Source organism: Caulobacter sp. GW821-FHT10A10 (assembly GCF_059415745.1).
Genome location: NZ_JBWKNV010000008.1, coordinates 177,408 through 189,319, shown reverse-complemented (window position 1 = coordinate 189,319; position 11,912 = coordinate 177,408). Strand labels below are relative to the sequence as shown.

8 protein-coding genes are annotated in these 11,912 nt (G+C 67.8%); 2 read left to right on the top strand and 6 right to left on the bottom strand.

From position 1 onward, the window contains the following. Positions 1 to 34 precede the first annotated feature (34 nt). Positions 35 to 2,566 (bottom strand): TonB-dependent receptor, encoded by a 2,532-nt coding sequence (locus AC07NS_RS21635; RefSeq protein WP_494606608.1) that lies wholly within the window; start codon positions 2,564 to 2,566, stop codon positions 35 to 37. Positions 2,567 to 2,852: 286 nt separating this feature from the next. On the opposite strand from AC07NS_RS21635, the gene AC07NS_RS21630 reads away from it, so the two are divergent. Together AC07NS_RS21630 and AC07NS_RS21625 are read left to right on the top strand one after the other, a co-directional pair. Further along, positions 2,853 to 3,533 carry an RNA polymerase sigma factor gene (locus AC07NS_RS21630; protein ID WP_494606606.1) on the top strand — a complete coding sequence of 227 codons (681 nt, stop codon included), beginning with the start codon at positions 2,853 to 2,855 and terminating at the stop codon, positions 3,531 to 3,533. Beyond that, on the top strand, positions 3,422 to 4,408 hold the full coding sequence (locus AC07NS_RS21625) for a FecR family protein (protein ID WP_494606604.1): 987 nt from the start codon (positions 3,422 to 3,424) through the stop codon (positions 4,406 to 4,408). The genes AC07NS_RS21630 and AC07NS_RS21625 overlap by 112 nt, the downstream gene beginning before the upstream one ends. A 73-nt stretch (positions 4,409 to 4,481) precedes the next feature. Here the strand turns inward: AC07NS_RS21625 and AC07NS_RS21620 are convergent, their stop codons facing one another. The 5 genes from AC07NS_RS21620 to AC07NS_RS21600 form a co-directional block, all read right to left on the bottom strand. Beyond that, positions 4,482 to 5,675, bottom strand: a complete 1,194-nt coding sequence (locus AC07NS_RS21620; RefSeq protein ID WP_494606602.1) for a PepSY domain-containing protein — start codon at positions 5,673 to 5,675, stop codon at positions 4,482 to 4,484. Then, complete coding sequence (locus AC07NS_RS21615) at positions 5,665 to 7,002, bottom strand: neutral/alkaline non-lysosomal ceramidase N-terminal domain-containing protein (RefSeq protein ID WP_494606600.1); 1,338 nt, start codon at positions 7,000 to 7,002, stop codon at positions 5,665 to 5,667. The genes AC07NS_RS21620 and AC07NS_RS21615 overlap by 11 nt, the downstream gene beginning before the upstream one ends. A 61-nt stretch (positions 7,003 to 7,063) precedes the next feature. Continuing rightward, positions 7,064 to 10,024 (bottom strand): TonB-dependent receptor domain-containing protein, encoded by a 2,961-nt coding sequence (locus tag AC07NS_RS21610; protein ID WP_494606598.1) that lies wholly within the window; start codon positions 10,022 to 10,024, stop codon positions 7,064 to 7,066. Positions 10,025 to 10,296: 272 nt separating this feature from the next. Then, positions 10,297 to 11,259, bottom strand: coding sequence for a FecR family protein (locus tag AC07NS_RS21605; protein ID WP_494606596.1), 963 nt, complete (start codon positions 11,257 to 11,259; stop codon positions 10,297 to 10,299). Then, on the bottom strand, positions 11,232 to 11,801 hold the full coding sequence (locus AC07NS_RS21600) for an RNA polymerase sigma factor (RefSeq protein WP_494606594.1): 570 nt from the start codon (positions 11,799 to 11,801) through the stop codon (positions 11,232 to 11,234). Before AC07NS_RS21600 ends, AC07NS_RS21605 begins: the two co-directional genes overlap by 28 nt. Between the last annotated feature and the right edge of the window lie 111 nt (positions 11,802 to 11,912).

Sequence of the window (11,912 nt, the reverse complement as noted above, 5' to 3'; positions counted from 1 at the left end):
CCTTTGGTTCAGGTCGACGGTGTTTGGGTTTTTGTCAGTTCAAACTCATGCCGATCCTCATCCCTACAAATCTTGGATCGGAGGTACTCATGGTCACGCCAGCCGGAACGGCGGCGTTGTAGGTTCCTGGGGCCCCGACGGCCTGAAGATCGTTCTCCAGGTTCTGGGCGAAGACTTGGGCGTACCAGCGGCTTTCCGGCGCCAGCAGCGTCAGCGTCAGGTCGCTGCGCGTGAAGGCCTTCTGGCGGAAGCGATATGGGCCGATAAAGTCGCTGACATAGTAGGCGGCGCTGAACTTGCTGGAGGCGCGCAGCTTGGCGGTCCAGCCCTGGCCCAGCGCCCAGCGCCGGTTGATCGCGGTGGTCGCCACGGCGCGCGGGGTGCGATCCATGGGCTGGCCAGACCAATCGACGTCCTGAAGGAAGCCCGCTCGCAGCCTGTCGTAGCGCGACCGCTCCAGCGCCAGGGTCAGCTCCAGCGACAGATCCGGCGAGACGCGCCAGTTCGCCTCGCCCTCGAAGCCGACGATCCGGGCCGGCTCCAGGCGGGTGTAGATGACGGGATTGGCGTTGGGCACCTGGACGGCGCTGGAGATCTGGGCGCCGGCGTAGTCGTAGTAGAACAGCGAAGCCTGCAGCCGCAGATCCGCCAGCGGCTGGCCCTTGTAGCCCAACTCGTAGGCCGTCAGCTCCTCGGGTGCATAGGGCGCGGGGGCGCGGGTGGCCAGATCGACGTCGTTGAACCCACCCGCCTTGTAGCCCGTCGCCACCGAACCATAGAAGAATCCGGTGTCGCCGGCCTGATAGTTGAGGCCCAGGCGGTAGGTCAGCTTGCCGGCGCTCTGCCGGCCGTTGTTGGGAACGCCGATGCAGTCGGCGGGGGCGACGCACGGCGCGCCGTTGGCGTCGCGCCACGGCGTTCCGTCCGGCGCGGCGGGGCCGATGGCGATCGTGCCTCGCCGCTCGACCCGGTCGTTGGAGTATCGCAGGCCCGCCACGACGCCCCACCGGTCGCTCAGGTGGGCCGTGGCCTGGCCGAAGGCGCCGTACGAAGCGTGGCGAGTGACGCCGATGATGTCGAGCTGGTTGAGGCTGGCCGCCAGGACCGGATCGTCGACCGGCGCGCCCCACTCGTGATCGCGCTCACGCACCCGCTCGCGGTAGACGTTGAGCCCGGCGACATAGTCGATCGCGCCCGGAAAGGCGTTGGCGATCCGCAGCTCATGCAGCTCGGCGCCGATATGGGCCCGGTAGCGGGCATGGTCGTAGACAGGCACGACCGGCGGCGGCCCGTGATGGTTGCCGACGGGGTCATTGTTTGACGCGGTGGCCTCATCGGCGTCGAACCGATGGCGGGCGCCGACATAGGTCATCAGGACATCGCCCGCCCGCGCCTCGATCTCGCCGTCCAGATTGAACACCCGGTGATCCAGGCCGGCCGTGAAGGGCGTGCCCAGCACGCGACGCCGCGCCGCGCCGTCCGCCGCGATGAAGGTGTCGAGATTGGCGTAGCCCGGTCCCGCGCCGCCGACATGCGCGGCCGTCAGGGTCGCGCGCACGGTGACGTCGGGCGCGGGCCGTCCCAGCGCCGTCAACCGCAGGGCCTCGTCGCTCTGGTCGCCCTTGCGCTGGCCGCCGTCGTCCGGCCAGTAGACGCCTTCACGGCGATTGACGTCGCCGGCCAGGCGGATCGCCAGCCGATCGGACAGCGGGACATTGATCGCCCCCTCCGCCCGTCGAGCGTTGAAGTCGCCGGCCTCAAGCCGGGCGTAGGCCTCGAACCAGTCGACCGGCTTACGGGTGATGACGTTGATGGCTCCGCCGGTGCTGCTCTTGCCGTACAGCGTGCCCTGCGGCCCCCGGACGACCTCGACGCGCTCGATGTCGAACAGAGACAGGCCCTGCTCGATCGGTCGACCGATGAAGACGCCGTCGATATTCAGCGCGACGCCCTGCTCGCCCTTGCTGGTGTTGTCGGTGGTCGACACGCCGCGGATACTGAGGCTGAGGCCGTGGGCCACGCGGTTGACGCTGACGCCGGGCGCGACGTTCTCGAGGCCCGCGAGATTGACCACGCCCCGTTCAGCCATCGTCTCGCCGTCCAGGACACTGATCGAGGCCGGCGCCCTGGAGAGCGGCTCGGTGCGCTTCAGCGCGGTGACCAGCACCTCGGCGACGAGCGCCGGTTCCGGTGGTGCAGCCGGCTCCAGCCCATGGAACAGCGGAGCGGCCTCGGACCGAGGGCGCAGGGCCAGAGTGATGGTGCGGCCGTCGCTGGAACTGATGACCAGCCCGGCCGCGCGCGCCAGACGCTGGATCACCTCTTCGTCCTCGAAAACGCCGTTGATGCGGGGCGCCTGCTTGCCAACCACAGCGTCATAGGGGAACAGGACCTGCCGTCCGCTCTGGCGGGCGAAGGCGCGCAAGCTCGCGCCGACCGGCTGCGACGGAATGTCGAACCGATGGCGTCCTTGCGCTTCCGCCTTCCCGGCCAGCGCCAGCGGGCTGACGCCCGCGAGCAGCATCGCCGAAATACGCGCCGCGTACATGACGCAGAACCGAGGCAAGCAGCGCCCCTCCCCTTGTTTGTGTCGAGGACCCTCGTCGTCGGAGCCCTTCTGCTTGGTTAGATCCCTGAGCGCGAAGGGTCCTCTACTCGGCCCGCGAAAAATCTTCGCAAGTCCGCCACCTCGCGCGCGCGGACTTCATGGCGGCTGGAAAAACATTCGCATCAGGCGGCAAACCGCAAGCTTATCACTCGCGCGCATTTTCTTTCTTGCGCCCGCGCCGCCCGAAGCGAAGCCTGAAGACTGGGAAAAGCCCGAGGCGAGTCGGGCTCCCTGGGGGAGGAACATGTCCTCGGAAGACGAACAGCGACGCCTGTGGTTTCGGCGCGAGGTGCTGCCCCTGGAGCCGCAGTTGCGCCTCCATGCCCAGCGCTACCGCCACCCCGGCGGGCTGGACGCCGAGGACCTCGTCCACGAGACCTTCGCCAAGCTGATCACCTATCTGGACTGGCGAGACGTCGAGCACGTCGGCGCCTTCGCCATGCGCGTCATGCGCAACCAGGTCCTGCAGGCCGCGCGCCGCGCCAAGATCGTGCCGTTCCAGGAAATCGCCGACTTGGAAGCCATGAACATCGCCGACGAGGGCGCCGACGCCGAGCGTACCGTGGAGGCGCGCGACCAACTGCGGGCCCTGATGGGTCTCGTGAAGGATCTGCCGCCGCAGTGCCGGCGGGTCTTCACCCTGCGAAAAATCTACGGAATGTCGAACATCGAGATAGCGGATCGTCTAGGCCTGAGCATCTCTACTGTCGAGAAGCACTCGATCAAGGCCCTGCGCATTTGCTCGGAGGGTTTGGCAAGGCTATCGGGACGCGGGGCGACGGCCGCCGCGCCAGGGATGATCAAGACGTTCGAATGCGACGAGAGCAGACACGCCACGAAGCCGCGCGATGGGTCCTGCGTCTCGCCGACGGTCCCAGCGACCGCGAGCGCGCGGAATTCGAAGCTTGGCGCGCGCAAAGCCTAGACCACGAGATCGCCTTCGAGCGCGAAGCCGCCGCCTGGGAAGAACTCGACCGCCTGAAGGCTCTTCGCGCGCCCCGCATCATTCCCGATCCCGAACTGCTGACCGACGCGCCGACCGCGACCTTGCGGCCGGCCGGTCGTCGTCGCCTGCGGACATCCGGTTGGGCGGCCCTGGCCGCCAGTCTCGTGCTGGCCGTGGCCGGCGGCTCGGCCGTCGTCATCTCGGTTTCAGCGTCTCCGGCCTATGCGACCGGCGTCGGCGAGCGGCGCCTGGTGCGCCTGCCTGACGGTTCGACCGTCGAGCTCAACACCGACTCCAAGGTCGTGCTGCGCCGCGCGCGCGCCGGCCGCGTGGTCGAACTGGTCCGTGGCGAAGCGATGCTGCACGTGGCCAAGAACGGCAAGCCCGTCGACATACGGGCGCGGACCGCGCACCTGCGCGCCCAGAGCGGCGACGTCGTCGTTCGCCTGCGCGAGCACGCCACTCAGGTTACAGTCAAGGAGGGTGTCGTCGTGGCCGAGACTGACGAGGCGCCGAACGCGCAGGCGACCCTGGGCGCCGGCTCGGAAGTGCTGATCGACGCCAAGGTGTCGGCGGTGAAGCTGCTGTCGCCCGAGGATCTGGAGCGCGCCCTGGCCTGGCGTCACGGCGCGATCATCCTGGACGGCGAGACCCTGTCCGAGGCCGTGCAGGAGTTCAACCGCTACAACGTGCGCAAGATCGTGGTGACCGACCGCCCGACCGGCGCGCTGCGCGTCGGCGGCTATTTCGACGCCTCGGACATCGAGGGCTTCGTCACCGCCGTGACCCGCACCTTCCCGATCAAGGCCGGTCGTCGCGGCGACGGAACGGTTCTGCTGTCGCGTTCGGCCTGAGGCCGCGACGCATCCTTCTCCCAGGAAAAAGTGATCGGCGCCGCGCTTGGCGGCGCCGATCAGTAGGGAGGTTCTAGATCCAGAACAGAGCCTTGCGGCCCAGCCTGGCGCGTTTGCGCCACAGGTCGACGTACATCCACAAGCCCGAGATCGAGAGGAAGATCAGCGACAGGCCGGCCAGGAGGTTCATGCCGCGCGCCGGCAGGCCGAACATGTGGCCCGAGTGGAAGTGCTTGACGTCTTCATGCACCTGGATGCCCAGCGGAAAGCCGCTGACCGGATAGCCGGCTTCGGTCAGGCTGGCGGTCTTGCCCGTCTCGGTGTCGAACACCAGCTGACGGGTCTGCGCGCCGCCGGTGACCACGATCCCCTGCTTCATCGGACCGTAGATCCGCACGCGCAGCACCTTGATCGGCGTTTCCGGCTCGCGGGCGCGGAAGGCCGTCAGGGTCGAGGCCGCCATCCTGGTCGCCTCCACGTCGCTCAGGGGCGGAAACTCGTCCACCCGGCCGCCCGCGACGAAAGTGTGCCAGACGCTCTCGAAGCCCAGCCATGTGCCGCTGGCGGCGACGGCGATCAGGAAGACGGCGGCCACGACCGAGATCATCCGGTGCAGGCTGCGCAACCAGCCGCCGGCCATCCACAACGGATTGTTCCGCCCGAGCTTCAGGCGCGCGGCCAGCATGCGGAAATAGAGCGTCAGGCCGGTGATGATCAGGGCCCACAGGATGAGCCCGCTGATCAGCTCGAACCAGACGCCGGGAACGTGCTGGCGCTTCCAGAAGCGGTGCCACTCCTTCAGCGACTGGCGTAGCGAGGGCGGCGGGCGCTCGGTCTTGACGACCACCGGTTTCACCATCGCGCGGTCCGTCAGGTCGAAGGCTCTCAGGTCCTTGCCCAGCTCGACCTGCCCCACCGGCCGGCCCTCGGCCATGCGAATCTCGGCGAAGCGCGGCGCGGCGGCGGGCGCGGCCCGGTGCGCCGCCGCGAGGGTCATCGCCATCGCCCGGTTCAGGTCCAGGTCCTTCGGCAGCGGCGGCGCGTCGAGATCCGGCTTGCCCAACACGGCATAGTCGGCCCGGCCGTTCTCGCCCTCGTGGATCGACAGCATGGTCGGATCCGACTCCGGCGCGCGGCTCAGCAGCGCGCGCAGGTCCTGGACCTGGATCAGCGTCCCGGTCACGCCGAGATACAGCATCAGCAGAGCGGCCACAGCCGCGCCGATGCGGTGGACGGTCTTCATCTGCAGCGGAGACTTAGCGGCCACGGCGCGAGGCCTCGCCGATCAGCCCGACCAGCCCCTCGACGACCGCAGGCTCCGAGCAATGCGGGGCCAGCAGCGACTTGGTCAGGCCGTGCCCCGGATGCGCATAGCTGGCGTCCGCGAAGACATAGCCGACCGAGGCGCCGGCCAGGGTGATCATGGTGCTATTGCGCGCTGGCGAAGCGGCCTTGAAGCCCTGGCCGATCGCGGTGGCGACATCGCCGCCCACGCCGGCCAGGGCGATGTCGCCCAGGGTGATCGCCGAAAGCGGAATGGAGACAGGCGGCCGCGCCTCGACGCTGACCGCGCCCGTCGCGCGATCGATCTTCAGCTGTTGCCCCGGACAGGTCGCCGCGCCGGTGGCGAAGCCCAGGCGCGCCGTCGATACTCCCAGCGGCGTACTGACCATCACGTCCAGCACTGAACCGGCCAGCCGGCGGGCCTGGGCGTCCAGCAGAGCCCAGCCGCCCGCGCCAGCATCGATCGGCGGCAAGGGACCGTTGTTCTGCAACGATTTGAACAGGGTCAGCTGATCGGCCTCGGCCCCGGCGGTGAACAGCACCACGGGCTGGGCCGGAAGCTGGGTTTCGAGGAGATGCGACACCGCGCCCGGCAGGTCGCCGCTGACCTCGTAGCCTCCGTCCCTGGTCACGCTTCGGAACATGACCTCGGCGTGGGAGGCGTAGTTCACCAACACGGCTACAGGCTGTCCGTCCAACGTGTCGAAGCGCACCACGTCCAGCGACTTGTCCGATGGGCCGAGCGGGTCATGGCCGGTCTTCAACCCGGCCTGCTCACCGTTGTTGACGTTGACGAAGCCCTGCCCACGCCCGAAGGCGACGCGCGCCGACCGCAGATGGTCGACCGCCGTCTTGGCGGCCCGGACCCCGCCCTGCTTGAGGCGATCGATCTCGCGCTGTTCGCGCACGCTGGGCTGCGCGCCGGCATAGCTGAACAGCGGCACACTGTGGGTATGGGTGGCGGCCACCATGACGGCGTCGAGCGGAACGCCGATGGCCTCGGCCACCGCCCGCGCGATATCGGCGGCGGCCGGAACGGCGGTCACCTCCAGCACGACCAGCACCGCCCGTCGCTCGCCGTCGTCGATGACCAGAGCGCGGGCATAGACCTCGTCGTGCACGCCCACAAAGCTGCGCTCGCCCGGGCCGGTGTTGAGGCTGGGCGCGGTAGACGGCGCGAACGGGAAGTCCGATGGCGCGGGCGTCACGGACACCCTCCCCGCCCCGACGCGTAGTTCGCCGGCGGCCGCGGGCGCGCCGCAGATCGCGCCGCAAAGCAAGGCCGCGGCCAGCGCGGATCGCTTGTACATGTCTTCTCCTCGAAGGGACCGGGACGCCCCGGGAGACCCACGCTCCCGGGGCGCTTGGGGTCTAGTGTCGGTAGCGGAAGCCCACGGTGTAGTAGCGACCGATGATGTCGTCGCCCTGGGCGAAGCCTCCGAAGACGCCGGGGATGGCCGAGGCGCCGGTGCTGGCGAACGGGTCAGGCGCCTTGTCGAACAGGTTCTTGACGTTCACGTAGAGCGACGTGTTTCCGGCCCAGGCCTTTAGGTCATAGGTCAGGGTCGCGTCGGTATAGGCCGCCGAGGGCACCTTCGGATCGGCGAAGACCAGGCCCGGCGTGCCGTTCTGCTGCAAGGCCGCGCGCCAGCGTTCCTGCACCAGGATCGAGAGGTTCGGCGTCAGGTCATAGTTGACGACGAACTGCGCCTTCACCGCCGGAATCGGCGGCAAGCCCGGCAGGGTGTCGGCCGCGCCGGCCGCGTCGACCTTACCGCTGGGACCCTGGTCGTAGATCAGGTGCGGTTGGTAGGTCGTCAGGGCCCGGAGGGTCAAATCCCGGTCGAACAGTTTGGTGGCGTAGTTGGCCTCCACGTCGATGCCGTAGGTCTCGACCGACGCCACGTTCAGGGCCTGGGCGTACAGGGCCGTCGGATAGTTGGCGGCGGAGCGATCACTGAACGGCAGCGGACGCGCATAGAGGGCGCAGACCGCCGAGGTCCCGTTGCTGCTCTCGCACAGCGAGGCGATCGCCGAATTGTAGGCGTCGACCGTGACGATGGCGTTCTTGATCTTGATCCGATAGCCGTCGATCGCGACGCTGAGGCGCGGGATCGCCGTCGGACGCCAGACCAGACCCAGCGTCGTCGTGGCCGCGATCTCGGGCGTCAGGTTCGGATTGCCCAGGGTATACTGATTGACCTGCCCCGACACGCCGGTGTGGACGTCGACATAGCTGCGCGGCGTCAGCAAGGCCGGCGCATAGAGGTCGTTGATCGTCGGCGCCCGGATATCGCGCGACTGCGTGCCCCGGAAGGTCAGGTCGTCATTGACCTTCCAGTCGCCGCCAACCTTCCAGGTCCAGACGCTGCCGCTGGTGTTGTAGTCGGTGTAACGGGCGGCCAGGTTCAGGTTGAACGACTTGACCAGGATCACGTCGCGGATCAGCGGAACGTCGGCTTCGTACGAGAGCTCCTTCACCGTCTGGCTGACCGGCGTACGGTCGGCGATGATGTTGGACAGGTAAGGCGTGACCGTGGCCGAGCAGTTGAACTGAATGCCCTTGCAGTCGACGACGTCGGACGGCTGGGCGTTGCTCTGCAGGTTGTAAGCCAGACGGCGCCATTCGCCCGCCACCGCCATGTTGACCGGACCGGCCCAGGTCGAGAACGGCGCGCCTGACAGGCTGCCGTGCAGGTCGTCCATCGTGTACTCGGCCCGGTACTTGGTGACCTGCTCGATGTACTTGATCGCTTCCGAGCTGGCCGAGTTCGTCCCGAACAGGTTCAGCGGCACGCAGTCCTTATAGGCCGCGTTGGTCAGCGAGGCGTTGCAGACGATCTCGCCGCTGGCCGGATCGACCACAGCGTTGATCGCCGCCAGCAGGCGGCCCCGATTGATGTTGTGGTTGTTGCGGGTGTCCTGGATCGAGTTCGAATGGCCGTAACCCACCGACCAGTCGAACTTGTCGAACTTCCCCTCCAGCCCCGTCAGCAGCATGAACTGCTGCTCGTGGGTGTCGGCCTGGTAGGCCGGGATGTCGGTGAACATCTTGCTGAACGTGAACGAGCCCAACGGATTGGCGGCCTTGGCCGCGGCGATCGCCGGCTGGTAGGCGGACTGAACCGACGACAGGAAGGCGTTGTTATAGCCGACCTGGATGCCTCGCACCTCGGCGTTGCGGTCGTTGTTGAGGTTGTGGATCTGCGAGCCCGCAAGCTGCGCGTAGACATGGACGTTATCGCTCAGATCGTAGTCGAACCGCGTGAAGAGCTGATGCGAGACCCGCATCATCTCCAGCGAAGTCGCCGTGTAGTAGGCCCCGTCGCCACCGCTCTCGACGCCGGTCGTGCCGGTGGCGACGCCGTGGACGAAGGGCGTGAGCGTCCCGCCCTGCTCGAACCGCAGGCCGTTCAGGGCGCAGCTGGTGATCAGGCCGCCGAAGCTCGTCGTCGACAGGCGGGTGTTCTGGGTCAGCTTGTAGGGGTTTGCCGCCTTGCCCACCGTACCGCCGCCCGCGACCGCGCCCTGCTCGCTCCAGACCTTCTGAAACCAGGACCGGCTCAGCTTGTCGGTGATGCCGGGGTCGTCGGAATAGTCGTACGAGAACTCGATGTGGCCGCGCCCGTCGAACAGGCGCGTGCCGGCCGCGAAACCGACCTGGCTGCGCTGGCCGTCGCCGTATTGGGAAACGCCGGTGCGCGCCTCAACCTTTAGGCCGTTGAACTTGGTGTCGGTGATGAAGTTGACCACGCCGCTGACGGCGTCCGAGCCGTACACCGCCGAGACACCGCCGGTGACGATGTCGACGCGCTTGAGCAGCATCTGAGGAATGACATCGACATTGACGGCCGAGGCCTGAGTCGTCGGAGCGACCCGATGGCCGTCGAACAGGATCAGGGCCCGCGTCGGGCCGACGCCGCGCAGGTTCAGCGTATTGCCGACCAGGTTGCCGGCGCTCGTGCCCTGGTTCGTCGACTGGCCCAGCGAGCCCATCAGGGCCGGGATCGAACTCAGGGCGTCGGCGATCGTGCTGGGATTAGCCTTGAGGATGTCCTCGGCGCTGACAACCGTGACCGGGGTCGGGCTGTTGTCGCCGTTCTTGATCACGCGCGAGCCGGTGACCACCACTTCCGTCACGGCCTGGCTCGTTTCCGCGGCGGGCTCGGGCTGAGGTGCGGGAGGCGCTGCCTGATCGGGCTTGGGTTGGGTGAGGACGATAGTCTTGCCGTCGTTGACCGCCACCTTGAGGCCACCCGCGGAGGCCAGCCTCTGCAGGACCTCGGCGTCGCTCAACAGCCCCGTGATCGCCGGCGTCTGCTTGCCAGCCACGGGCGTATAGGGAAATAGAATCCGAACGTTCGCCTGATGCCCAAAATCGTTGAGCGCATCAGCCACGCTGCCGGAAGCAATATTGTAATTGTGACTCGATGATTGAGCTTGAGCACCAGCCGTCATGAATGTCAGAGCCACGCCGCTCAACAGAACGATACGCGCGGATCTACTTGCACGCCCCCTCGTGTACATTCGCTTCCTCCAGATATTTTTGTTATCTGGAAATAGAAACGAACGGCTTGGCTCAGTCCCCCATCGCCGGCCTGAAATTATTTGGGCATCAGGTAGGTGACGCCCTCCCCGCGCACGGTCCGCACCCCGAAACCGGCCTCCAGCGCCTCGACGAACCTGTCGGCGCCGTCGGTTTCGAACGTGCCGCCCACCCGCACGGCGGCCAGGGTCGGATCGCCGACCACCAGCTTGGCGTCGCTGTAGCGGTTGAACTCCGCCACCGCCTGCTCCAGCGTTTCGCCGTGCAGGTCGATGACGCCTTCGGTCCAGACCACGCGCCGCTGCAGCGTACTGGCGTCCAGCGAGAGCTCAGCAACCGCGCCGGAACCGATCATGGCGGCCGAGCCCGCGACGAGGCGGCTGGCGCTGGGCGGCCCCGTCCGGGCGGCGTTCTTCTCCGTGGCCTCGACAGCCACCGCGCCCTCCGCCACGGTCACCTCGACACTGGCGTCCCGCAGGCGGACATTGAACACCGTGCCCAGCGCCTGGACACGCGCGTCTTCGGCCTGGACGACGAAAGGGCGCTTGGGATCCTTGGCGACGTCGAACAGGGCCTCGCCCGCCAACAAACGGATCCGGCGAGAGCCGCCTCGGAAATCGACCTCGATGCGGCTGGCCGTATTGAGGTTCACATGCGAGCCGTCGGCGAGCTGCACCGTCCTACGCTCGCCCAGCGCCGTGGCGTAGGGCGTGCGCCGCCGGAGCGCCAGCGACGTCGCCACGCCCGCGCCCGCCAGGAGAACGGCCGCCGCCGCCCGCCGGGTCATCACGCCGGGAACATGACGCCGCGCGGACTTGGCCGCTTCGACGGCGGGGATCGCCCGCAACCGCTCGGTCCGCTCCCAGGTCGCCTCCACCCGGTGGTAGGCGACCGCATGGGCCGGCGTTTCCATCCAGGCGTCGAAGGCCTTCTGGTCGGCGGGCGAGACCTGCGGACGCTGCCGGCGGACGAACCAGGCCGCCGCCTCTTCGTTCAGGGTTTCCGCGTTCCTGTCCGCCATCTCGTTCCAGAATCCGCTGGGCTCAAGGTGTCGCTCTGCGCGAGCGTTCGCGTTAGCTGAGCCAAGGCCCTGGTCATATGCCGCTCTACTGTCTTAACGGCCAAACCCAGCCTGTCCCCCACTTGGGCGACGGAAAGTTCTTCGACCCGCCGCAGAAGGAAGACCTCTCGGCACTTGGGCGGCAGGTCGTCGATGGCCGCCTGCAGCGCCCGCAGCTCGTCCCTGGCGGAGACCTGAGCCTCGGGCGAGGCATAGCCGTCGGGCGTCTGCAGCGTATCGATATCGGCGTAGGACTCGAAGGCCACGACCTTCTGCCGGCGAGCGTTATCGAGGATCAGGTTGCGCGCGATGGCGAAGAGATAGGCCTTGCCGGAGGTGATCCGGTTCCAGTCCGCGGCCGTGTAGGCCCGCGTGAAGACCTCGGAGATCGTATCGTCGACGTCGAACGGCGACATGAGCCGGCGCAGGTGGCGCCTCAGCGCGGCCTCATGCGGCAAGATGGTCGACTTGAACCAAGCCGCCTTATCCTGGCGCTCCCCCATCGTTCTGGTCTTCCTTGCCGACGCCCTTGTCGGATGAAGAGCCATGCTGCGTCCCGCCCGAGCCGGGCGCGCGATCACTAATCAGTTCGCGGGTATCAATTCGGGGACGGG

What these genes read in the sequence shown, in the direction of transcription:
- AC07NS_RS21630 (WP_494606606.1), top strand. Translation starts at nt 2,853, where the DNA reads ATGTCCTCGGAAGACGAACAGCGACGCCTGTGGTTTCGGCGCGAGGTG.
- AC07NS_RS21605 (WP_494606596.1), bottom strand. Translation starts at nt 11,259, where the DNA reads ATGGCGGACAGGAACGCGGAAACCCTGAACGAAGAGGCGGCGGCCTGG.
- AC07NS_RS21600 (WP_494606594.1), bottom strand. Translation starts at nt 11,801, where the DNA reads ATGGGGGAGCGCCAGGATAAGGCGGCTTGGTTCAAGTCGACCATCTTG.
- AC07NS_RS21625 (WP_494606604.1), top strand. Translation starts at nt 3,422, where the DNA reads ATGCGACGAGAGCAGACACGCCACGAAGCCGCGCGATGGGTCCTGCGT.
- AC07NS_RS21615 (WP_494606600.1), bottom strand. Translation starts at nt 7,002, where the DNA reads ATGTACAAGCGATCCGCGCTGGCCGCGGCCTTGCTTTGCGGCGCGATC.